Annotated in this window: 19 protein-coding genes and 1 riboswitch; of the genes, 10 read left to right on the plus strand and 9 right to left on the minus strand. The window is 66.4% G+C overall.

Annotation, left to right across the window (positions count from 1 at the left end; translation table 11 throughout):
- Positions 1-116: 116 nt before the first annotated feature.
- A complete protein-coding gene (locus B0T44_RS12090; protein ID WP_077115559.1) occupies positions 117-899 on the minus strand; it encodes a site-2 protease family protein in 783 nt (260 codons plus the stop codon).
- On the minus strand, positions 896-1,555 hold the full coding sequence (locus B0T44_RS12095; RefSeq protein WP_254854157.1) for a hypothetical protein: 660 nt from the start codon (positions 1,553-1,555) through the stop codon (positions 896-898). Before B0T44_RS12095 ends, B0T44_RS12090 begins: the two co-directional genes overlap by 4 nt.
- 782 nt (positions 1,556-2,337) lie before the next feature.
- On the opposite strand from B0T44_RS12095, the gene B0T44_RS12100 reads away from it, so the two are divergent.
- From B0T44_RS12100 to B0T44_RS12110, 3 genes are all read left to right on the plus strand, one after another.
- Positions 2,338-3,627 carry an adenylosuccinate synthase gene (locus B0T44_RS12100; RefSeq protein ID WP_077115561.1) on the plus strand — a complete coding sequence of 430 codons (1,290 nt, stop codon included), beginning with the start codon at positions 2,338-2,340 and terminating at the stop codon, positions 3,625-3,627.
- A 64-nt stretch (positions 3,628-3,691) separates the two neighbouring features.
- Positions 3,692-6,310 carry a helix-turn-helix transcriptional regulator gene (locus tag B0T44_RS12105; RefSeq protein ID WP_077115699.1) on the plus strand — a complete coding sequence of 873 codons (2,619 nt, stop codon included), beginning with the start codon at positions 3,692-3,694 and terminating at the stop codon, positions 6,308-6,310.
- A gap of 148 nt (positions 6,311-6,458) precedes the next feature.
- Positions 6,459-6,758 carry a hypothetical protein gene (locus tag B0T44_RS12110; protein WP_077115562.1) on the plus strand — a complete coding sequence of 100 codons (300 nt, stop codon included), beginning with the start codon at positions 6,459-6,461 and terminating at the stop codon, positions 6,756-6,758.
- Between the two features lie 199 nt (positions 6,759-6,957).
- Here B0T44_RS12110 and B0T44_RS12115 read toward each other — a convergent pair whose 3' ends face one another.
- The 3 genes from B0T44_RS12115 to B0T44_RS12125 form a co-directional block, all read right to left on the minus strand.
- Positions 6,958-7,812 carry an alpha/beta fold hydrolase gene (locus B0T44_RS12115; protein ID WP_077115700.1) on the minus strand — a complete coding sequence of 285 codons (855 nt, stop codon included), beginning with the start codon at positions 7,810-7,812 and terminating at the stop codon, positions 6,958-6,960.
- A gap of 148 nt (positions 7,813-7,960) precedes the next feature.
- Positions 7,961-8,515, minus strand: a complete 555-nt coding sequence (locus B0T44_RS12120; protein WP_077115563.1) for a methylated-DNA--[protein]-cysteine S-methyltransferase — start codon at positions 8,513-8,515, stop codon at positions 7,961-7,963.
- A gap of 206 nt (positions 8,516-8,721) precedes the next feature.
- Positions 8,722-8,931: a hypothetical protein gene (locus B0T44_RS12125; protein ID WP_077115564.1), complete on the minus strand. Its 210-nt coding sequence runs from the start codon at positions 8,929-8,931 to the stop codon at positions 8,722-8,724.
- Positions 8,932-8,993: 62 nt separating this feature from the next.
- Between B0T44_RS12125 and yczR the strand changes: the two genes are divergently transcribed.
- Positions 8,994-10,496, plus strand: coding sequence for a MocR-like transcription factor YczR (gene yczR, locus B0T44_RS12130; RefSeq protein WP_077115565.1), 1,503 nt, complete (start codon positions 8,994-8,996; stop codon positions 10,494-10,496).
- 365 nt (positions 10,497-10,861) lie between these two features.
- On the opposite strand, the gene B0T44_RS12135 is transcribed toward yczR, so the two are convergent.
- Complete coding sequence (locus B0T44_RS12135; protein ID WP_077115566.1) at positions 10,862-11,959, minus strand: CaiB/BaiF CoA transferase family protein; 1,098 nt, start codon at positions 11,957-11,959, stop codon at positions 10,862-10,864.
- A gap of 195 nt (positions 11,960-12,154) precedes the next feature.
- Here B0T44_RS12135 and B0T44_RS12140 point away from each other — a divergent pair, with 195 nt between their 5' ends.
- Positions 12,155-12,637 (plus strand): DUF456 domain-containing protein, encoded by a 483-nt coding sequence (locus B0T44_RS12140; RefSeq protein WP_077115701.1) that lies wholly within the window; start codon positions 12,155-12,157, stop codon positions 12,635-12,637.
- Positions 12,638-12,996: 359 nt separating this feature from the next.
- On the opposite strand, the gene B0T44_RS12145 is transcribed toward B0T44_RS12140, so the two are convergent.
- Both B0T44_RS12145 and B0T44_RS12150 read right to left on the minus strand, forming a co-directional pair.
- A complete protein-coding gene (locus B0T44_RS12145; protein WP_077115567.1) occupies positions 12,997-13,857 on the minus strand; it encodes an amidohydrolase family protein in 861 nt (286 codons plus the stop codon).
- A gap of 52 nt (positions 13,858-13,909) precedes the next feature.
- Complete coding sequence (locus B0T44_RS12150; protein WP_077115568.1) at positions 13,910-15,298, minus strand: FAD-dependent oxidoreductase; 1,389 nt, start codon at positions 15,296-15,298, stop codon at positions 13,910-13,912.
- Between the two features lie 232 nt (positions 15,299-15,530).
- On the opposite strand from B0T44_RS12150, the gene B0T44_RS12155 reads away from it, so the two are divergent.
- The 3 genes from B0T44_RS12155 to B0T44_RS12165 all read left to right on the plus strand — a co-directional run bounded on the left by B0T44_RS12155 (position 15,531) and on the right by B0T44_RS12165 (position 17,824).
- The gene (locus tag B0T44_RS12155; RefSeq protein WP_077115569.1) at positions 15,531-15,998 is read left to right on the plus strand and encodes an Rv0361 family membrane protein; all 468 of its coding nucleotides are present in this window, start codon (positions 15,531-15,533) and stop codon (positions 15,996-15,998) included.
- A gap of 63 nt (positions 15,999-16,061) precedes the next feature.
- A riboswitch (SAM riboswitch) is annotated at positions 16,062-16,177 on the plus strand.
- A gap of 19 nt (positions 16,178-16,196) precedes the next feature.
- On the plus strand, positions 16,197-16,613 hold the full coding sequence (locus B0T44_RS12160; RefSeq protein WP_077115570.1) for a rhodanese-like domain-containing protein: 417 nt from the start codon (positions 16,197-16,199) through the stop codon (positions 16,611-16,613).
- Entirely contained in the window at positions 16,610-17,824 is a 1,215-nt protein-coding gene (locus tag B0T44_RS12165) for an O-succinylhomoserine sulfhydrylase (protein WP_077115571.1), read from the plus strand. The genes B0T44_RS12160 and B0T44_RS12165 overlap by 4 nt, the downstream gene beginning before the upstream one ends.
- A 91-nt stretch (positions 17,825-17,915) precedes the next feature.
- Here the strand turns inward: B0T44_RS12165 and B0T44_RS12170 are convergent, their stop codons facing one another.
- The gene (locus B0T44_RS12170) at positions 17,916-18,671 is read right to left on the minus strand and encodes an HAD-IIA family hydrolase (protein WP_077115702.1); all 756 of its coding nucleotides are present in this window, start codon (positions 18,669-18,671) and stop codon (positions 17,916-17,918) included.
- A gap of 260 nt (positions 18,672-18,931) precedes the next feature.
- Here B0T44_RS12170 and fgd point away from each other — a divergent pair, with 260 nt between their 5' ends.
- The gene (gene fgd / locus B0T44_RS12175; RefSeq protein ID WP_077115572.1) at positions 18,932-19,942 is read left to right on the plus strand and encodes a glucose-6-phosphate dehydrogenase (coenzyme-F420); all 1,011 of its coding nucleotides are present in this window, start codon (positions 18,932-18,934) and stop codon (positions 19,940-19,942) included.
- A 53-nt stretch (positions 19,943-19,995) separates the two neighbouring features.
- Complete coding sequence (gene pta / locus B0T44_RS12180; protein WP_077115573.1) at positions 19,996-22,068, plus strand: phosphate acetyltransferase; 2,073 nt, start codon at positions 19,996-19,998, stop codon at positions 22,066-22,068.
- The last annotated feature ends 16 nt before the right edge of the window (positions 22,069-22,084 follow it).

Genomic DNA, 22,084 nt, shown 5'->3' on the forward strand with positions numbered 1-22,084 from the left:
TCGGGTGCGCCAGGGCTTATCGCCATAACGTGGCAGCGACCGGGTCCTACGAGGGGTGGCGCGGTCGGAACGCGGAGAGCCGGGCCGCCGGGGCGGACCAGCCGGGCGGCCCGGCGTCAGGTCCAGAAACGAGTGAGGTAACCGCCCCACTGTGACCACAGCGGCGGCACCCCGGACAAGCTGTACAGCGCATACACCGCATCGAAGAACACTGCGTTGATCGCGGGCGTGAACAGCAACGCGAACAAGATCAACATGCCGAAGGGCTTGAACTGCTCGAGCCCGCGCCGCGTTCGATAACTCAACGACGGCTCCACAATCCCGTACCCATCCAGGCCCGGAATCGGCAACAAATTCAACAACGCCGCCGTCACCTGCAAAAACGCCAGAAAACTCAACCCGAACCAGAACGCCGCATGCTCTCCGGAACCACCGAACACCGCGACCACCGCCAGCAATACCACCGCGCACACCACGTTCACCGCCGGGCCTGCGCCGCTGATCAGCCGCTGCGTTCGCACATCGAAATTATGCGAATGCACATACACCGCACCACCGGGCAAACCGATACCGCCCAACGCGATGAACACCAACGGTAAAACGATCGACAACAACGGGTGGCTGTACTTCAACGGGTTCAACGTCAAATACCCGCGCAGCTCCACCTCACGATCCCCCGCCCGCCACGCCACAAACGCATGCGCGAACTCATGCACACACAAACTCACCACCCAACCGGCCACCACCAGCACGAACACCCCGGCCTTTGCCCGCACCGAATCCAACTCGGCACCCCACGCCACCACCCCACCAGCCACCGCAGCGGCAACCACCAGCAGAAACACCGGGCTCGGCCGCACCGCGCCGAAACGCCGCCGCGCGGGCGCAGGAAAAGTCATCGCACCAGCAACCAAGGCTCGTGATGCCGATAAAAACTCGCCCGCGGCACCTTACGATCCCCAGCGACACCATCCCGCGTCACCAACGCCCCCGGCGACCCCAACTGCACCGCCCGGCCACTCAACCAACGCCGCTTCCGCACCCGCTTCTGCACCGCCGCCCGCACCCCCGGCGCCTCCATCGACGGCGACACGAACATCGCCGCCACCCGCCCCGAAAACAACCTCGCATCATCCACGTAAGCCTCCCCCTCCAACTTCTCCCCACCAACCCCCACAATCTTCGCGCGCCCCACCAACACCGTGCCCGTATCGTCCCGAATCAACGGAACCTCCGAAGCCCGCCCCTCCAACGCCTGCTTCGCCGCCGCATTACCCGTCCGCAACTGATACGCCCGCGAACCATACGTCTTCTCCACCGGCACATAACCGACCTCGACATGCAGCCGCTCCGTACGCATCAAATGCGTCAACACAGCTGCCAAAGCGGCATCATCGCCCAACACGATGAGCCGCGGCAAACTATCGGCAGCCAACACCGGCAACAGATCATCGACAACAGCAGGATCCGGAATCGCATCAGTCGAAGTCGTCGGCTGCGAAGCCAACGCAATAGGCACCGGGACACCATCACAGCGGAGAACGTGGGTACTCAAACTGCCGTACACCCTCCTCTGTCTGTATTTATTGTGCCGCGCCTTCGGCACGGCGTGTTCGCGGCCCCCCTATGGCTCGCGTTTACGCCCTCGCGACTCGGGCCTTCGGCCCATGCGCGAGGGTCGGACGTCCGTCCGTCCCGGCGCTCCAAGCGAGGGTCGAATGTCCGTCCGTCTCGGCGCTCCAAGCGAGGGTCGGACGTCCCTCCGCCCCAGCGCTCCCAGCTGCGAGGGCGCAAACGCGAGCCGGGCCACGAACAGGCTCGTAAGGCTCGCCCTCGACGGGGCTGGGTGAAGGAGTATTTCTCGGGCTTCGGTCTCATGATTTGCGGGGGTCGAAACGCGGGGCTGCTCCGAACCATACGGGAATGGGCGAGTGCGGAGGGAAGGGGATGCTGAGTTGGTGGGAGCGCGCGGCTGCAGAACGCATATATGGGCCGGGGTACTCCGTATGCAAACTGCGCGTGGCCGTAAGTCCACGCACGACCGAGTGGTACAGAAATGCGTATGACCGGAGCGAAGGCGAAGGTATGCCCGGAGTGTGTGCGGGGAGGTACGCAGGCCGCACGCCCGGAGCAAAGGTGGTAGGAGGCGAACCACGCACAGCCGCGCAAAGCAGAAGGTGCACAGAAGTGCGCACGGCCGGAGCGAAGGCGGAGGTACGCCCGTTGCGTGGTTCGGGTCGGGTCGTCAGCTAGACTGTGCTTCCGGCCACCGCCTCAATACGGCAGGTAGCTGCAACACGGTGGGTGTTGCGCGTCGAACCGTAGGAGACAACGACCATGCCGGCAATCGTCCTCATCGGCGCCCAGTGGGGCGACGAGGGCAAGGGCAAAGCGACCGATCTGCTCGGGGGCCGCGTCCAGTGGGTGGTGCGCTATCAGGGCGGCAACAATGCCGGTCATACGGTGGTGCTCCCCAACGGCGACAACTTCGCGTTGCACCTCATTCCGTCGGGCATTCTCACTCCTGGCGTCACCAACGTCATCGGTAACGGGGTTGTGGTCGATCCCGGGGTGCTGCTGACCGAGCTGGCGGGGTTGGAGGAACGCGGCGTCGACACCTCGGGGCTGCTGCTGTCGGCGGATGCGCATCTGATCATGCCGTACCACGTGGCGATCGATAAGGTCACCGAACGCTTCCTCGGCACCAAGAAGATCGGCACCACGGGGCGCGGGATCGGGCCTTGCTATCAGGACAAGGTCGCTCGCGTTGGTGTCCGGGTCGCCGATGTGCTGGACCCGAAGATCCTCACCCAGAAGGTGGAGGCGGCGCTCGAATTCAAGAACCAGGTGCTGGTCAAGATCTACAATCGGCGTGCGCTCGACCCGCAGCAGGTGGTCGACGAAGTGTTGGAGCAGGCCGAAAGCTTCGCGCACCGGATCAGCGACACCAGGCTCGAACTCAACCTGGCGCTGGAACGCGGCGAAACCGTGCTGCTGGAGGGCTCGCAGGGCACACTGCTCGACGTCGACCACGGCACCTACCCGTATGTCACCTCGTCGAATCCGACGGCGGGCGGCGCGGCGGTCGGCGCGGGGATCGGGCCGAACCAGATCGAGACCGTGCTCGGCATCCTCAAGTGCTACACCACCCGCGTCGGTTCCGGCCCGTTCCCGACGGAACTGTTCGATGAACACGGCGCGTATTTGGCCAAAGCGGGCGGGGAAGTGGGTGTCACCACTGGGCGCGCGCGCCGCTGCGGTTGGTTCGACGCCGTGATCGCCCGCTACGCCACCCGGGTCAACGGCATCACCGATTACTTCCTGACCAAGCTCGACGTGCTCTCCAGCCTGGATCGGGTGCCGATCTGCGTCGCCTACGAAGTGGACGGTGAGCGGGTCGAGCAGATGCCGACCACGCAAACCGGGTTCCACCACGCCAAGCCGATCTACGAGGAGATGCCCGGTTGGTGGGAGGACATCTCCGGCGCACGCACCTTCGAGGAACTGCCCGCCAACGCCCAGGCGTATGTGCGGCGGTTAGAGGAGTTGTCGGGTGCGCGGATCTCCTGCATCGGCGTCGGGCCTGGACGCGAGGAAACCATCGTCCGGCATGATGTTCTGGGCTGACGTCCGCTAACACCTGCCACCACAACGGTTCCCGCTGGTGAACAGCGCCATCTACAGTATGGGAATGGCTCGCAACTGGCCGATGGTCGAACGCGCGACCGAGTTCGAGGCGATTCGCGCTACGCTCACCGGCACGGAACGCGTCGGCGCCGTGCTCACCGGCGATGCGGGCGTGGGCAAAACCACCCTGGCCAGACAGGCCGCGGCCGCGGCCGGGAGCACTATCCGGTGGGTGGCGGGAACCGAATCGGCGCGCAGTATCCCGCTCGGTGTCTTCGCACATATGGTCGGCGTCTACACCGCGCACGACCCGGTGACGTTCATGTCTGCAGCACGGGAAGCGCTACTCGCCGATGGTCCCACCATTATCGGCGTCGACGACGCGCACCTGCTCGATCAACTGTCGGCGACACTGCTTTTGCAGCTGGCCATCGATAAGGCCGCCCATATCGTCGTCACCGTGCGCAGCGGGGTGCACGTGCCGGACGCGGTGACATCGCTGTGGAAAGACGGGCATCTGGTGCGCATCGACCTGAACCCGTTCACCCAGCAGCAGAGCGTCGACCTGGTGGAATCGATGCTGGGTGGGCAGTTGGAAGGGTTCACCGCCAACCTGATGTGGGAATCCTCCGGCGGTAACGCGCTGTTCCTGCGACACCTGGTGGAAGGTGCACTGGACGCTGGGGCGCTGCGGCAGGTGAATGGGGTGTGGCAGCTGCGTGGACGTGCCGCGGTCACCTCGGAACTGGCCGCGCTGCTGGAAGACCGGGTCGAACAACTCCCGGAACCGGTGCTGCGGGTGTTGGAACTGCTCACCTTCTGTGAACCCATCGACCTCGAGGTGATGGCCCGGCTCGCCGGCGACGAAGCTGTGGAGGAGGCCGAGAACCGGGGCGTTATCAAGGTTGTCGAAGATTCTGCCAACTTCGTGGTGCGCTACAACCATCCGCTGTTCGGCGAGGTGATCCGGCGCAGGCTCGGCATCGCCACCGCCCGCCGGTTACGCGGCCGCCTGTACTCGGCGCTCGAACAGCACCCCATCAATTCCGCCGCTGATCGGATCCGGTTGGCCGAATTGGCTTTGGACAGCGATAAATCCGCCGACCTCGAACTGTTCGAGGCCGCCGCTGCCGACGCTATCGGGTTGGCGAACCTGCCGCTGGGCGAACGTTTCGCGCGGGCGGCGGTGGAGCGGCGTGGCGGAGTGGAAGCGGCGGATCTGCTGGCCAGAGCGCTGCTGTGGCAGGGGCATCGGATCGAGGCCGAACGCACCCTGGCCAGTTTCGACCCCGACCAACTCAACGAGGTGCAGCTGGCCCGCTGGGGCAGCACCAGGGTGTCGAACCTGCTGTGGGCCATGGGCGATGCCGACCGGGCCGACGAAGTGCTGGAACTGGTGCGCAGCAAGGTGCGCCACCCCAAGATCGCGCTCATCCTGACCGGCCTGGCCTCGGCGTGCGCGGTCAACGAGAACCGGCTCGACGACGCTTTCGATGCGGCCGAACAGGTGATGAACGCCTGCGACAGCGGTACTGCCGATACGGCGCCGCCGTGGGCGGTGTGGTGGGCCGCGTTCGGTGGTGGTCTGGCGTTGGCGCTGATGGGACGCGGCGCGGCCGCACGTCAATACGCCGAACGCGGGCACGAGGTGGAAGCACATATCGACGGCCTCAACCGGTTCATGTCCACGCATGCGGAAGTGCTCGCGTTGACCCTCACCGGCGACCTGGAAGCCGCCCGCCGCTGCGCCACCGCGTATTTCGGCTATTCCGCGCCGGGACAGTATCTGGCGTGGGGGATGTCGAAAATCCTGCAGGGCACCGTCGACGTGGCGTGCGGCCGATTCCCCGACGGTATCGATAACCTGGAACAGGCGCTGGCCGCCTTGTCCGCCGAAGGCGCCGCGGCCTGGATGTTTCCGGCGCGGATCCGATTGGCCGAAGCGTATGCGGCGCTGGGACGCACCGCTGAAGCCGCGGAGGCGATCGAGGGTGCAGCCGCCCGCGGCGGCAGGCACAGCGCCGTATACGAGGCGCAACTCGATATTGCCAGGGCATGGCTGGCGGGAGCGGAAGGAGCCCGCACCGACGCGATACGAACCGCGCTCGAAGCCGCCGATGCCGCCGCCCGCGCACACCAGCACGCGATCGAGGCCGTCGCATTGCACACCGCGGCCCGTTTCGGCGAGCATTCGGTGGCGGGCAGGCTCGCCGACCTGGCCGCCCGAGTCGACGGTGAACTGGTGCAGGTGCAGGCGCGGCACGCGGTGGCCCTGGCCGCACACGACGGCCCCGGCCTTGATACCGCGTCCGCCGAATTCGAGCGGATCGGCGCGCTGCTGTCGGCCGCGGACGCTGCAGCGCAGGCAGCGTCCGCGCACGAACGCGCCGGGGACCGCAGGCGACTGCTCGAATCGGCAGCCGCCGCCAACCGTCTCGCCGCTGCCTGCGGCGGAGCAGGCACCCCGGCCTTGCGGCAAGCCGCTCAACCGCTGCCGCTGACCGTCCGCGAACGCGAAATCGCCAACCTCGTCGCCGCGGGCCTGACCAACCGGCAGATCGCCGACCGGCTCACCGTCTCGGTTCGCACCGTCGAAGGTCACCTCTACCGGGCGTGCATCAAGCTCGATGTCACCGACCGCGAATCCCTCGCGGCGCTGCTGCGAGGCGAATCCGCCTCCTGAGTGATACCCCGCTGCCACGGCGTGACGCGAGGGGTTACGCTGGCCGCCCGACACGCATCAAGCGCACGGCTGCAGCGAATGCGGAGGTACGCATGGAGCGCACGGCCGCAGCGAACGCGGAGGTACGCACGGCAGGAGGGTGACGGCGATGGCGGTATCCGCTTCGACAGCCGGTCGCGCGGCCGCGGCCCTGATCGGTCTGATCACGTTCGTCAGCGCACTGTCCGGGTGCGGTGGCGTGGCAGGCCCGGAACCGGTCTCCGCGACGAGCTCGATCACCAGCATGTCCGCGACCGAGAGCCCGCAGCAGCGCGACCGGCGTATCCGCGACGAGCTCATCGAACTCGGCTGCGACAGTAGCGCCTGCATTCAGACCTACTTCGGCTGCCGCGACGGGTACATTACCGGCGACGCCTGCGAGTTCTACCGGCAGCATCCGCTCGAATAAGACAATTGCCAGCACCTTCGTATTCGCGCGGCTGTGCGTTTTTCTGCGTACCTTCCGCATTGCGCGGCTGGCTGCGGTCTACCATCTACCGCTTCGTTCCGGCCGCGCGCTTTGAGGCGTACCTGAATGTTCGCTCTGACCGTGCGCTTGGTTTTACCTACCGCGTTCGTTCCGATCGGCGCCGAAGGCGGAGATACGCCTAGCTCGTTGCGGTGCGATCGTTGGCCAGGAACTCCGCCGCGGCGGGTGCGAGGATCGCGATCGACGGGTCGTGGCTGAGTTTCGCCAGTTCACGGTGTCGAGCGTTGGGTAGCACTGCGGCGATCGCGGCGGCGCCGGTGCGCAGTATCGGGGTGCTCTTGGCTCCCGAGATGACGAGGGTGGGGACTGTGACCCCGGTCCAGTCCGCCGCGCGCAGCGCCTCGCCGCGCATGTACGGCCCCATCACCGCCCAGTCGTGCGGGGTCGAGTTGGCGGTGGCGGCCAGCCCCTTCCAGGCGGAGGTGAGCCGCATCAACAAGACGAACGTCCACGGAACACCCATTGCCTTGGTCATGAAATACCGGACAGTGCGCCCGCGCTTATCCGCCGCGACCAGTTCGTGCAGTTTCTTGTGCAGGTCTGCGGGCGGGACGTGACGGCCCTTTTCGACCACGAACGGCGGCTCGAACGCCACGATCCGCCCGATGCCGGGCACTCGGCCGGACGCGGCGGCGCGCAATGCCAGGCCCGCACCCGATGACCAGCCGAACAGATGGGCGGAACCACCGGCGGCTGTCACCAGTGCGGCGATATCGTCGATCTCCTGGTCCACGTCGTAGGCGCCCGGGGTATCGTCACTGTCGCCCCGGCCGCGGCGGTCGTAGTTGAGGACGGTGAACCCGTACTCCTCGGCCAGCACTTGCGCCAGTTCGACCATCTTCGGGAACTTCCGGTAGCTGAATGCGCCGCCGACCAGGATGACCGTTCCCGCGTCGCCTCCGGTAACGCGGTCGAACGCGATGGTGGTGCCGTCGGCGGAAACGACGGTTGCAGTGGCGGTTTCGGTCGGCATGGTCTGCTCCTGAAATGTTGTTCGGTAACGCGGGGTGACGATGATCGCGGCGTTTCGTCGTATGGACGGTGCGGCTGATGTGGATTCATCGGCGATCTGCACGGAATTCCGCCGCACGGGCTTGCTGGGTAGCGGCTGCTTGCTTCTGTCAGAACAGCATGGGTTCCCCGAAGCCCGGGGTGCGTTCGATGCTCAGCAGGCGCTGTTTGGTGTCGACACCACCGGGCGCGGAGAATCCGTGCAGGGCGTGGTCGGCGGCGAGCACCCGATGGCAGGGGATGATGAGCGGAACCGGGTTGCGGCCCAATGCCTGGCCTACCGCCTGGGCTGCGCCGGGCGCACCGGCTCGTTCGGCGACCTCCCCGTAGCTGAGAGTGTGGCCGGGGTCGATGGTGCGGGTGACGGTGTAGACCGCCCGGTGGAATTCGGGTAGCTCGTCGATATCCACGCTGACCGAGCGCAGATCGTCCAGTTCGCCGTCGAGGTGAGCGCGGATCCGCCGCACCGTGTCCGCTCGCGACCCCACCGCAGGCTCCGGGCACAGCAGCGCTCCGTCGCGCGTGAGCAGGTCCCGGGTGGTGGCGGAGTCCGCGTCGGGTAGCCGGAACCGCACCACGGAGTTCCCGGACCAGGCGACAGCGCAGACGCCTATGGCGGTATCGAACAGGGTGGCGTCCAGTCGGTGGCCCACAGTGGAAGGCATAACGCTCAGTCTGCCGGTAACCACCGACAAATACACCAAGACCAGTCCAGTTGTTGATAACTGGACTGGTCTTGGTTGTGTGTTCGTCTCCGCGATGACGGAGCACAGCCGTACTGTTGATATGGATCCATTCGCCGCGGCGCCGGGGTGGTTTCGATCTGACCGTTCGAGACGGTCCCGCCTGGTAACCATCCCGTTGCGTAGGCTCAGGCTGTAGGACCCGCTTTGCTCAGCGACGGGGGCGTGCTCAGGTCCAGATGTCTGCGCTGGTCGCTGGATTCCGGTGCGGAATCGGTGGCGACCGGGCCACGCGGCCGGTACCGCTCTAGCAGCTCGGGCAGGCGCGACTCCTGCAGGTAGTTGTAGGTGATGATGGTGAACACGGCGATGGCTACAAATGCGACGAGCAGAGTCATACCATCAATAATGCGAAAACTGGCCTTGCTTTTAAAGGTCCACTCGTTCGATACTGGCCTGCATGGCGACACGAGTGATCGGTGCGGCCGGACTGGCCCGCGACCTGGGGCAGTGGCGGCACGCGGACGGAGAGCCGGGAAACGGCTCGCGCCGGCCCGGTCGCCCCACGTATCTGGCGCTGGCCGAAGGCATCCGGCTGTTGATCCACGACGGACGTGCGCCGCTCGGCGTCGCCTTGCCCAGCGAACGCGACCTCGCCACCACCCTCGGAGTCAGCCGCACCACCATCACCTCCACCTATTCGCTGTTGCGCGAACACGGTTACCTGATCAGCAGGCAGGGCTCCCGCAGCACCGTCGCACTGCCCCCCACCGTGCAACACGACGGCAGCAGGGCAGCCAAAAGCATTCTGGCTCTGATGGGTTCGGGCCCGCAGCCGACGGTAGACCTCACCTATGCGGCCATGACCGCTCCGCCCGAGATGCAGGACGCGTACGCGGTGGCGCTACAAGGCATTCCGGCCTACCTCGGCACCCACGGTATGGACCCGGTCGGTGTGCTCGCATTGCGTGAGGCACTCGCCCGCCGCTACACCGCGCGCGGCCTGCCCACCGAACCAGACCAGATCCTGGTGACCCTCGGTGCCCAGCACGGCCTGCGGCTGCTGCTGAACGTGCTCGCCCCCACCGCTGCTCGCGTGCTGATCGACCACCCCACCTACCCGAACGCCATCGAAGCCATCCGTGACGTCGGCGCCCGCCCGATACCGGTACCGCTGCGTCCGGAACATCCCGAATCGGGCTGGGACCTCGAGGGGATCCGCAGCGCCGCCCGCCAGACCGCGGCGACGCTCGCCTATCTGGTCCCCGACTACAACAACCCGACCGGTCTGCTGATGAACGCAGAGGACCGCGCCGAACTGGTCGCTATCGCCCGCGACACCAGGATGACCGTGGTGATCGACGAATCCATGGCCGATCTGGCCCTCACCGACGGCCCGCAACCCCCGCCGGTGGCCGCGTTCGCCCGGGGCGACGAGATCATCACCATCGGTTCGGCGTCGAAGTCGTTCTGGGGTGGTCTGCGTGTCGGTTGGATCCGTACCAGTCAAGCCCTGATCACCAAACTGCTCGGCATCCGCTCCACCGTCGACCTCGGCACCCCCGTCATGGACCAGCTGGCCACCGTGCAGCTGTTCGAGAACGCCGACGCCATCCTGCCCCGGCGCCGGGCCCAGTTGCGCACCCAGCGTGCCGCCCTGCTGGCCGCAATAGCCGAAGAACTCCCGGATTGGCACGTCGGCGCGGGAGCGGGCGGTATGTCCATCTGGACCCAACTTCCCGCCCCTGTCTCCACCGCGCTTGCCGCCACCGCCCCCAATCACGGCGTCCTTCTCGCCGCAGGCCCCCGCTTCGGCGTCCAGGGCGCATTCGAGCGTTTCCTCCGCCTCCCTTACACCCACTCCGAAGCCGATCTCCGTCGCGCTGTTTCCGCCATCGCCACCGCCTATGCCGCCCTCACCCCCCGCGCCGCCGACCCCCTCCAACCCCTCACCTGCTACTGATTCTTGTCGACCGGGAGACCCCGACCTGCCCGTCGCCGACCAGATGCGCGACCTGCCATGAACTCATGTTCAGCATGTCGGCGGGTTACCGCCGGGGTCGCCTCGCGCGTACCTGACCGAGCCGATGAGTGACAGCGCGGATGACCGGAAACGTTCGACGCCGCGTCATGCTGCTGGCTCAGGCACTCGGTATCCCTGCGCCCACCGTTCTTGCCAGCGGGTGCCCGAGCAGTCGGTGCAGGTAGACGCGAGGCACTGCGGTTGCTGATGCCCCCTTTATCGCAGGGCATGGCGTAGCAATGACGCAGCCGCCGACGGTTGGCTTCCGGGATTCCCGGGAACCGTCGGCGGCTGAAATGTCCGGGTCAGTCGGTCCAGACCTCGTCGATCGGGGTGGCCGCGGTCGGGGGCGGGGTGGGGGTGCCGGGGGCCGTACGGGAGAAGCGGGGCGCCGGGGCGTGCTGGGTGATGTTGTCCAGTTCGAGCAGGGAGCCGCGGGCGATGAGGTGCTCGTTTTCGGTGGCTTCGGTGAAGGTCAGCACCGGGGAGACACAGGCGTCGGTGCCTGCGAAGATCTCGGTCCATTCGTCGCGGGTCTTGCTGCGGAAGCGTTCGGTGAACAGCTTCTTCAGGGTGTCCTGGCCCGCGGGGTCGATCTGGTGCGGCAAACCTTCGGGGTCGATCTCCAGGCCGGCCAGCAGCTGGGCGTAGAACTGCGGTTCGATGGCGCCGACGGCCATGTACTTGCCGTCGGCGGTTTCGTAGGTGTCGTAGAACGCCATACCGGTGTCGAGCAGGTTCACCCCGCGCTCCTCCTGCCAGGCGCCCATACCGCGCATGCCCCAGATCATGTGCGACAAGGCCAGCGCGCCGTCGACCATCGCGGAGTCGATGACCTGACCCTTGCCGGAAGTCTGCCGTTCCACGAGGGCGGCGAGGATGCCGAACACCAGGAACATCGAGCCGCCGCCGAAGTCGCCGACCATGTTCAGCGGCGGTACCGGGCGTTCGCCCTTGCGGCCGATGGCGTGCAGGACACCGGTGAGGCTGATGTAGTTGATGTCGTGGCCTGCACGGTCGGCGAGTGGGCCGTGCTGACCCCAGCCGGTCATCCGCCCGTACACCAGCCGCGGGTTGCGGGCCAGCACCTCGTCGGGGCCGAGGCCAAGCCGCTCGGTGACCCCGGGCCGGAAGCCCTCGATGAGCACATCGGCCTTGTCCAGCAGGCCGAGCACCTTCTGAATATCGGCCGGATCCTTCAGGTTCGCCTCGACGATCGTGCGTCCGCGCAGCTGCGGCCGATCGAATCCGCCAGGGAGCTGACCGGCGCGCTGCACGCGCACCACGTCGGCGCCCAGATCGGCGAGCAGCAGCGCGGCGTGCGGGCCGGGACCGATCCCGGCCAGCTCGATAACCCGGATGCCCGCGAGCGGGCCCTGCTTGGCGGTGGATGGTGTGCTCACGCCCTACCTCGGTTCGTCGTCGATCTTGTCTGCCGCGGGAGTGCACCCCCGTGGACGTATTGACACTACGACAATAGCCCGGCGCGATGAAGGGTGTGTCGCGCACCACGTCGCTGGACCCGGTGCGAGGCCGACGCTGCGCCAGCAGACATGGTGCGAGACAATCTGGTCAGCGTCGACAGCGGGAGGAAATCAGTGAGCGTGTGGGGTGAGATCGTCGTCGCCTTGGCGATCTTGATCGGATTGGCCGGGATCGTCGTCCCGATCCTGCCGGGAGTGATCCTGATCTTCGGCGCGATCGCGGTCTGGGCGTTCGTCACCGGCGGCACCACGGCGTGGATCGTGCTCGCCGTTTCCACCGTGCTGCTGGTGATTTCGGGAGTGGTCAAATACACCTGGCCCGGGCGCAAACTACGCGACGCTGGGGTCCCCACCCGCTCACTGGTGCTCGGTGGGGTACTGGGGATCGTTGGGTTCTTCGTCATCCCGGTGGTCGGGCTATTCCTCGGTTTTATTGCCGGAGTTTACCTTTCGGAGTTGCAACGGCTGCGCGTCCAGCAGCAGGCGTGGCAATACACCTGGCACGCGGTCAAGGGCGTCGGTCTGTCGATCCTGGTGGAACTGTTCGGCGCGCTGCTGGCATCCGGTGTGTGGCTGATCGGCGCAATCGCCGCTTGAGCCGCTGAGGACGGCTCTAGCAGCAACGAACCACCCGATCGGAGAAATCGTCCGCAGGTTGTCCGCTCCACGGCAGGCAGTGGAAGTGTGTCTCTTGCAGCGGGTTCCGTCGTACTGCCCGGTCGAGCGTAAAGCGGGCAGGTGGGACAACTGAGCGACAGGGCTCAGCCCGAACAGCAAAAAACGGCCCCGATTGGGGAAGGAACCGTGCGCGGATGGTTCACTCCACGACAGGCAGCGGAAGCGCTCCTCCACAGTGGGTTTCGTCGCATCGCTCAGGAGCGGCGGCCTGGGTGTAGAGCTGGGACAGCCTGAGTAGTAAGGAACTGCCCGATTCGGCAGGAGTCGTCCGCGGTTTGTTACTCCACGGCGGGCAGTGGAAGGGTGTCTCCTGCAGCGGGTTCCGCCGTATCACCCCGGGGGCGCGGCGGTCCGGGGGCGTAGAGCGGCAGCGTGGGATGCGGGTCTTCGGCGGGACGCTCACGTTCGGGTAGGCGGTAGAAGGCGCGCGCATTGTCTTCCAATACCGCGCGTACATCCGTGCCGATGGTGTCGCCGATCAGATCGATATCGGCATCGCGGAACGGGCGACCCGCGCGGGCGCCGGGCAGGTCGGTACCGAACATCAGGGCCTGCGGGTTGACCGCGTGGATACGCCGCAGCGCGCTCGCCACATTCATTTCCACGCGCCCGAACCCGGTCGCCTTCACCCGTGCGCCGCGGTCGACCAAGTCCAGCAGGTATGGCAGCGCGTCCTCGGACATGCCGAGGTGGTCGATGGACAGCTTGGGCAGTTTCATCACCACCGGCTGCAGCGAGGCGAGCATTTGACCGTCGATATAGACCTCGACATGCCAGCCGGCCAGTTCGTGCGCGCGCACCGCCTGCCGGGTCATCCCGGCGATATCGGCGGCGGCCCGTTTGAGGTTGAACCGGAGGGCGCGCACACCGATACGGTCGAGTTCGAGGATTTCCTCGTCGGTGGCGTCCAGGTCGAGCCGAGTGACGCCGACCCAGTCGGGTCCGAGTTCGGCCAGCGCGGCACGCAGGTAGGTTTGGTCGTTGCCCTGGAAGGAAGCGCTGACCACCGCGCCACCGCTGATATCGAAGCGGGACATGCGCTGTCGATAGTCGGCGATGGTGTACGGCTTGGGCAGATAGCCTTCGTTCTCGATCAGCGGAAACCGCGGATCGATGATGTGGACATGGGCATCGAACACTGGTACAGCATGCCTCAGTAGCGAGGGCCTGCGCTCCTCGACGCGGGGCGCATCAGACTTTGTGCGGCTCGCTGGCGCGCAGCATGTCTTCGCGTTCGACAACCTTGACCCGTTCGCGGCCTTCGGGCTCACCCAAAGCGCGCTCATGCGCGTCGAGGCGGTACCAGCCGTCCCAGGTGGTGAACGGGATACCCCTGCCTTCCAGGAACTCCACAATGGCTTCGGGTTCAGGGGCGGTGGCGGGGGTGAAGCCGCTGCTGTCGTCGAGCAGGCAGGCCACAGTTTCGTTTGCGTCGCCCTTGGTGTGGCCGATCAGGCCGACCGGTCCGCGTTTGATCCAGCCGGTGACGTAGGTGGCGGGCAGGTAGCGGGCACCGCCGTCGGCGTCCTCGTCGGCCAGCACGCGCCCGGCCTCGTTGGGCACCACACCGGCCTGGTCGTCGAACGGCAGCTCGGGGATGTTCTGCGACAGGTAGCCGACGGCGCGGTACACCGCCTGCACGTCCCAGTCCTTGAACTCGCCGGTGCCTTTGACGTTGCCGGTGCCGTCGAGCTGGGTGCGTTCGGTGCGCAGCCCGACCACCTTGCCGTCGGAGCCGAGGATTTCGGCGGGCGATTCGAAGAAGTGCAGGAACAGCTTGTGCGGGCGATTACCCTGATCGCGGATCGCCCACTGTTCGAGGGTGTTGGCGACCATATCGACCTGCTTGGAGTGGCGGCGCGCGGCCTCCGAGCCCTCGTCGTAATCGATGTCCTCCGGGTCGACGATGACCTCGATGGTCGGCGAATGATCCAGTTCACGCAGCTCCAGCGGGGTGAACTTGGCCTGCGCGGGCCCACGGCGGCCGAAGACGTGCACCTCGACGGCCTTGTTGGCCTTGAGGCCCTCGTAGACGTTCGGCGGGATCTCGGTGGGCAGCAGTTCGTCGCCGGTTTTGGCCAGCACCCGCGCCACGTCCAGTGCGACGTTACCGACGCCGAGGACGGCGACCTTTTCTGCGTCCAGCGGCCAGGTGCGCGGCACATCCGGGTGCCCGTCGTACCAGGAGACGAAATCGGCCGCGCCGAACGAGCCGTCCAGATCGATACCAGGGATCGGCAGCGCGCGGTCGGCGTTGGCGCCGGTGGAGAAGATCACCGCATCGTAGAAGCGGCGCAGATCTTCCAGCGTGATATCGGAGCCGTAGTCGATATTGCCGAGCAGCCGGACCTGCGGCTTGTCGAGGACCTTGTGCAACGCCGTGATGATCCCCTTGATCCGTGGATGGTCCGGCGCCACGCCGTAACGGATCAGGCCGAACGGCGCGGGCATACGCTCGAACAGGTCGATGCTGACATCGGCATCGGACTTCATCAACGCATCGGCGGCGTAGATTCCGGCCGGCCCGGCACCCACGATCGCGATGCGGAGCGGACGGGTCGCTGCGGTCTGTTCGGTCATCGTTTACGCGCACCTTTAGTCGGGAGAATTAATGGCGTCGGTGTTTAGCTTAGGCTAACTTGACGCGCGGCTCGTTTGCGCCCTCAGCGGCGCCACCAGGTGCAGCGGCCGCGTTGCCGCTCGGCACCCCGCGTCACCGCGGCGTGCCGGCAAGCACGGCAGACCGCGATTCCCCCCGATTCTATCGGGGGGACTTTCGGGCACGGGGCGGACACCAGGGATCATCGACGCCATGACCGATTCCCAGTCCGCGGATGACGATGCCAACGAGCCGGAGCCGCGCGACGAGATCCGCTCGTTGACGCCGTTCATCCTGGCCGCGGCGATCGCCGCGATCGTGCTGGCCGTCATCGTGATCGCCGAGTTCGTGACACCGGCTGAGAAAAATGTCACAGAATCGGACCGCATCGCGGCAGGCGTGCAGCGTTTCGCGGAGGCGAGCAGCCGCTACGGCCTGGAACCGCCGGAGGACGCGGTATGCCCGGATTTCGATCCCGCACGTTCGCCGCTGGCCGGTCGGCTCGTCGCGGGCGAATCCGGAAAGTCGGTCGAGATCACGGATTTGACGGCGCCGACCGCGCAGGGCGATACGGCGACAGCGAACGTCACCAGCAAGGTGGACGGTCAGGAGGCGACCGCGACCTGGAATCTGGTCCGTTCCGGCGACCGCTGGCTGGTCTGTAGCCAGCCGGTCCGCTAGGGATTCGCGGCCTCAACTGGCGTTTGACAGCGCAGCCGTCGCCCAGGCAAATTTACTCGCGAAGGTCATGAGTGCCAGTGCCAAGCCCCGGCTCGCTGGTCGGCAACCCTCCTCCGCGGTGGGGTGCTCCGGGTGACGACCTGGCGCGCATCGAAACCGCGATGCGGCAAGTGCGGATTCTGCAGGAGGTGCCGACAGATGACTTACGCAGGCGATATCAGCCCACGACAGGCCTGGGAGATCTTGACCGACCACCCGAAGGCAGTTCTGGTGGACGTGCGAACCGAGGCCGAATGGCGGTTCGTCGGCGTCCCCGATACCGGGCCTATCGATCGGCAAACCGTCCTGGTCGAATGGGTCGACAGCACCGGGACACTCAACGACCAATTCCTGCAACAGCTGACATCGGTGCTGGACGGTCGCGATCAGGAAGCGCCGGTGGTGTTCCTGTGTCGCTCCGGTCAGCGCTCAGCGCATGCGGCGCATGCGGCGACCGCCGCCGGTATAGCGCCGTCCTACAACGTGCTCGACGGTTTCGAGGGGCCGCTCGACGGATCCGGGCATCGTGGCGGCGCGGGCTGGCGTGCCGACGGCCTGCCCTGGCGGCAGTCGTGATCGGCGGCGGCGCATTCGAACGGGAGCTGCCCGAAGGGGTCGGCCCCGCGACGCTGGGGGTACGTGGCGGTCTGCAGCGGTCCGGGTTCGAGGAAACCTCCGAAGCGCTGTATCTGTCGTCGGGGTTCGTTTACGAGAGCGCCGAAGCGGCCGAGGCCGCGTTCACCGGCGAGCGCCCGCATTTCGTGTATTCCCGGTACGGCAATCCGACGGTCGCCATGTTCGAGGAACGGATGCGGCTGCTCGACGGCGCCGAAGCGTGTTTCGCCACCGCGAGCGGGATGGCGGCGGTGTTCATCGCGCTCGGTGCGCTGCTCGGCGCGGGTGACCGGCTGGTGGCCGCGCGCAGCCTGTTCGGTTCCTGTTTTGTGGTGTGCAACGAAATCCTGCCGCGCTGGGGCGTGGAAACGGTGTTCGTCGACGGCGAGGACCTGGATCAGTGGGAGCAGGCGCTGTCGGTGCCGACCACGGCCGTGTTCTTCGAAACGCCTGCCAACCCCATGCAGACTCTGGTCGATACGCGCCGGGTGTCGGAGCTGGCGCATGCCGCGGGCGCGCAGGTGGTACTGGACAATGTTTTCGCCACCCCCTTGTTGCAGCGTGGTTTCGAACTCGGCGCCGATGTGGTGGTGTATTCGGGGACCAAACATATCGACGGGCAGGGGCGGGTCCTCGGCGGCGCTATCCTGGGCAGCCAGGACTACATTCAGGGCCCGGTGAAGAACCTGATGCGGCACACCGGCCCCGCATTGAGCCCGTTCAACGCCTGGACCCTGCTCAAGGGTCTGGAGACAATGCCGCTGCGGGTGCGTCACGCCACCGATGCGGCGCTGCGGATCGCGCGATTCCTCGACGGGCACCCCTCGGTGAGCTGGGTGCGTTTCCCGTTCCTGGAATCGCATCCGCAGTACCAGCTGGCCACCGAGCAGATGAGCGGCGGGGGCACCGTGGTCACCTTCGAGCTGTCCGCTGGAGAGCATGAGGCGAAGAAGCGCGCGTTCGAGGTGCTGAACCGGCTGAGCGTCATCGATATCTCCAACAACCTGGGCGACGCCAAAACCCTCATCACCCATCCGGCGACCACCACGCATCGAGCGATGGGGCCGGAAGGACGTGCGGGTATCGGGCTCACCGATGGTGTACTGCGTATTTCCGTGGGCCTGGAGGATGTCGAGGACCTGCTCGCCGACCTCGACCGAGCATTGGCCTGAGCTGGGAGGGAGCCGGTCGAGAACCGGCGAACGCGATCGGCTGAAGCTAGAGCGCTCGCATGGGTCTCGAGCGGTTCGCATGGGCTCGGGATCAGCCGAACGGTGTCGTCGTCCGGCCGATGAGGTCGGCGACGGAGTCGATCACCAGCGTCGGCCGATACGGGTAGTACTCCACGGATGCGCGGGTCGAGATACCCGAGGTCACGAGGATGGTGCGCATCCCGGCTTCCATCCCGGAGATGACATCGGTGTCCATCCGGTCGCCGATCATTACGCTGGTCTGCGAATGCGCGCCGATCCGGCGCAGTGCCGAGCGCATCATCAGCGGGTTCGGTTTACCGATGTAGTAGGGGTCGCGGCCGGTGGCGCGGGTGATCAGCGCGGCCACCGAACCGGTTGCGGGCAGCACGCCGTCGCGGGACGGCCCGGTCGCGTCGGGGTTGGTGGCGATGAACCGTGCACCCCGTTCGACCAGCCGGATGGCGGTGGTGATCGCCTCGAACGAATAGGTGCGGGTTTCGCCGAGCACCACATAGTCGGGGTCGCTGTCGGTGAGCACATAGCCGATTTCGTGCAGTGCCGTGGTGAGACCGGATTCGCCGACCACGTAGGCGGTGCCGCCCGGGCGTTGATCGTCGAGGAAGGCGGCGGTGGCCAGCGCGGATGTCCAGATCGCAGTTTCCGGGATGTCCAGACCTGTGTGGCGCAGCCGGGCCTGTAGGTCGCGTGGGGTGCGGATCGAATTGTTGGTGAGGACCAGGAACGGGATTTCCTTCTGCCGCAGTTCGGTGAGGAATTCGTCGGCGCCGGGGACCAGCCGGTCCTCGCGCACCAGCACCCCGTCCATATCGGTGAGGTAGGACAAAATCCGGTCGTCAGCTGGGGTCACCTGTCCGATTGTCGGCCATGGTGGTGCGTTGTCGGAGTCCGGCGCGGCGGGTGAGCACGCGATGAGACCGTCGACACATCCTCCGATATCGCTGACTAAGGTCGAAAGCAGGCCGGTGGATGACTGTGCGACGGCGCGTCGCGGGAACATCCGCCCGGCGGCACGGGTTTTGCGATCGAGAACGGTCGGACCAGATCTCAGCGACAGGAGTGGCGCATATGGGTGAGCTCAGGCTCGGGTACAAGGCGTCGGCGGAACAGTTCGGACCACGGGAACTGGTGGAACTGGCAGTACTGGCCGAGGAGCACGGGCTCGACAGTGCAACGGTCAGTGATCATTTCCAGCCGTGGCGGCACAAAGGCGGGCATGCTCCGTTCTCACTGGCCTGGCTGGCGGCAGCAGGGGAGCGCACCGAACGCATCATGCTCGGCACTTCGGTGCTCACCCCGACCTTCCGGTACAACCCTGCGGTGATTGCGCAGGCGTTCGCCACCATGGGCTGTCTTTTCCCCGGCCGCGTGATGCTCGGCGTCGGCACGGGTGAGGCGCTCAACGAGATCGCCACCGGCTACACCGGTGAATGGCCGGAGTTCAAGGAACGGTTCGCCCGGCTGCGGGAATCGGTCGAGCTGATGCGTGCGCTGTGGACCGGTGACCGCGTCGATTTCGACGGGACCTACTACCAGACGGTCGGCGCGTCCATCTACGACGTGCCCGAGGGCGGTGTCCCGGTCTATATCGCCGCGGGCGGCCCGGTGGTGGCACGCTACGCCGGGCGCGCAGGCGACGGTTTCATCTGCACCTCCGGCAAGGGCATGGATCTCTACACCGAGAAGTTGATGCCCGCGGTCGCCGAGGGAGCCGGTAAGGCTGGGCGTGAGGTATCCGATATCGACCGGATGATCGAGATCAAGATCTCTTACGACACCGATCCGGAACTGGCGTTGGAGAACACCCGTTTCTGGGCGCCGCTGTCGCTTACCGCCGAGCAGAAGCACAGCATCACCGACCCGATCGAGATGGAGGCCGCGGCCGACGCGCTGCCGATCGAGCAGATCGCCAAACGCTGGATCGTCGCACACGACCCGGACGATGCCGTCACCCAGATCCAGCCGTATCTCGAGGCAGGCCTCAACCACCTCGTTTTCCACGCACCCGGACACGACCAGCGCCGTTTCCTCGAACTCTTCCAGCGCGATCTGGCGCCGCGGCTGCGCTCACTGGGCTGAACGCCCGGTCACAGTGCCGGGCAGGGCCCCGGCTGGTTGATTAGGCTCTCGATATGGCCGAGGTTGGTGTGTCGAGTGTGTACATCGCGTCCCCAGAGGGGGACACCGGTAAATCGACTGTGGCGCTCGGAGCGCTGCAGATGCTGTGCGCGACAACGGCCCGCGTCGGGGTGTTCCGGCCGATAACCCGATCGGCCACCGAACCCGACTACATCCTGGAGTTGCTGCTCGAGCACAGCACTGCCGATATCGACTACACGCAGGCACTCGGCGTCACCTACGAGCAGGTGCACGCCGACCCCGACGCCGCGATCAGCGAGATCGTGATGCGATATCACGACGTGGCGAAGGCCTGCGACGCGGTGGTGATCGTCGGCAGCGATTACACCGATGTGGCCAGCCCGAGCGAGCTGCGCTTCAACGCCAGAATCGCGGTGAACCTCGGTGCGCCGGTGCTGCTGGTGCTGCGCGGTGCACACCGCACTCCCGAGGAGGTGAAGCAGCTGGCCGAACTGTGCGCCTCGGAGCTGGTCACCGAACACGCCCAGCTGGTTGCCATTATCGCCAACCGCTGCGAACCGGGGCAGCTGGACCAGATCTGCGCCGCACTGGAAGAGTTCGACGTACCGTCGTGGTCGTTGCCGGAGGTGCCGCTGCTGATCGCGCCGACGATGGCGGAGCTCTGCGCGGCGATCGATGGGGAAATGTACAGTGGCGACCCGGAACTGCTGAACCGGGAGGCGCTGTCGGTAATGGTCGGCGGGATGACCGCCGAGCACATCTTGGAACGCCTCACCGACGGTGTGGTGGTTATCGCGCCCGGCGACCGCTCCGATGTGCTGTTGAGTGTGGTCAACGCCCATGAGGCGGAAGGGTTTCCTTCGCTGTCGGGCATCATCATGAACGGCGGCCTGCTACCGCATCCCGCGGTGGCGCGGCTGATGGCGGGGCTGAAACCGCGCCTGCCGATCCTGACCACCGGCCTCGGCACCTACGAGACCGCGGGCGCGGCGCACCGCACCCGGGGGCGGATGGTGGCGGGCAACCCGCGCAAGGTGGACACGGCGCTGGCCTTGATGGAGGAACATGTCGACGCCGCGGATTTCCTTCGCCGCTTGGAAGTGCCGATGACCAGCGTCGTCACCCCGCAGATGTTCGAGTACCAGCTCATCGAACGGGCCAGGTCGGACCGCAAACGTATCGTGCTGCCCGAAGGCGACGACGATCGCATCCTGCGTGCGGCGGGCCGGGTGCTGCAACGCAAGATCGCCGATCTGGTGATCCTTGGTGACGAGAACGCCATCCGTGCCCGCGCAGCCGAACTCGGCGTCGATATCAGTGCCGCCGAAGTGCTGGATCCGCGCGCGAGCGAGTATGTGGATGATTTCGCGCGCGAATACACCGAACTGCGCAAACACAAAGGTATGACGCTGGAGCGGGCGCGTGAAACGGTCATCGATATCTCGTATTTCGCCACCATGATGGTGCATCGTGGGATCGCCGACGGTATGGTCTCCGGCGCCGCGCACACCACCGCGCACACTATCCGCCCGTCGTTCGAAATCATCAAAACGGTGCCGGGTGTGTCCACAGTGTCGAGCGTTTTCCTGATGTGCCTGGCCGACCGGGTGCTCGCTTACGGCGACTGTGCCGTGGTGCCCGACCCGACCTCGGAGCAGCTGGCCGATATCGCGATCTCCTCGGCTGCGACTGCGGCGCGTTTCGGTGTTGATCCCCGGGTGGCGATGCTGTCGTATTCCACCGGCGAATCCGGCAGCGGCGCCGATGTGGACAAGGTGCGGGTCGCGACGGCGCTGGTCCGGGAACGCGCACCGGAGCTGCTGGTGGAAGGTCCGATCCAATACGATGCCGCCATCGAACCGACGGTCGCCGACACAAAACTGCCCGATTCCGAAGTGGCCGGTCGTGCCACGGTTTTCGTCTTCCCCGATTTGAACACCGGTAACAACACCTACAAGGCAGTGCAGCGCAGCGCGGGCGCGGTTGCCATCGGTCCGGTGCTGCAGGGATTGCGGAAACCGGTCAACGATCTGTCCCGGGGCGCGCTGGTCGCCGATATCGTCAATACGGTGGCGATCACCGCCATTCAGGCGCAGGGTCGGTAGTGGGCGAGGACCGCGG

It is taken from the genome of Nocardia donostiensis, assembly GCF_002081715.1.
In the GTDB taxonomy this organism is placed as follows: Bacteria; Actinomycetota; Actinomycetes; order Mycobacteriales; family Mycobacteriaceae; genus Nocardia; species Nocardia donostiensis.

Coding starts and splice junctions, on each gene's coding strand:
- yczR (WP_077115565.1), top strand. CDS start 8,994: ATGGCGACACGAGTGATCGGTGCGGCCGGACTGGCCCGCGACCTGGGG.
- B0T44_RS12090 (WP_077115559.1), bottom strand. CDS start 899: ATGACTTTTCCTGCGCCCGCGCGGCGGCGTTTCGGCGCGGTGCGGCCG.
- B0T44_RS12150 (WP_077115568.1), bottom strand. CDS start 15,298: ATGACCGAACAGACCGCAGCGACCCGTCCGCTCCGCATCGCGATCGTG.
- B0T44_RS12170 (WP_077115702.1), bottom strand. CDS start 18,671: ATGGACGGGGTGCTGGTGCGCGAGGACCGGCTGGTCCCCGGCGCCGAC.
- B0T44_RS12155 (WP_077115569.1), top strand. CDS start 15,531: ATGACCGATTCCCAGTCCGCGGATGACGATGCCAACGAGCCGGAGCCG.
- B0T44_RS12100 (WP_077115561.1), top strand. CDS start 2,338: ATGCCGGCAATCGTCCTCATCGGCGCCCAGTGGGGCGACGAGGGCAAG.
- B0T44_RS12105 (WP_077115699.1), top strand. CDS start 3,692: ATGGCTCGCAACTGGCCGATGGTCGAACGCGCGACCGAGTTCGAGGCG.
- B0T44_RS12160 (WP_077115570.1), top strand. CDS start 16,197: ATGACTTACGCAGGCGATATCAGCCCACGACAGGCCTGGGAGATCTTG.
- B0T44_RS12125 (WP_077115564.1), bottom strand. CDS start 8,931: ATGACTCTGCTCGTCGCATTTGTAGCCATCGCCGTGTTCACCATCATC.
- fgd (WP_077115572.1), top strand. CDS start 18,932: ATGGGTGAGCTCAGGCTCGGGTACAAGGCGTCGGCGGAACAGTTCGGA.
- pta (WP_077115573.1), top strand. CDS start 19,996: ATGGCCGAGGTTGGTGTGTCGAGTGTGTACATCGCGTCCCCAGAGGGG.
- B0T44_RS12115 (WP_077115700.1), bottom strand. CDS start 7,812: ATGCCGACCGAAACCGCCACTGCAACCGTCGTTTCCGCCGACGGCACC.
- B0T44_RS12110 (WP_077115562.1), top strand. CDS start 6,459: ATGGCGGTATCCGCTTCGACAGCCGGTCGCGCGGCCGCGGCCCTGATC.
- B0T44_RS12120 (WP_077115563.1), bottom strand. CDS start 8,515: ATGCCTTCCACTGTGGGCCACCGACTGGACGCCACCCTGTTCGATACC.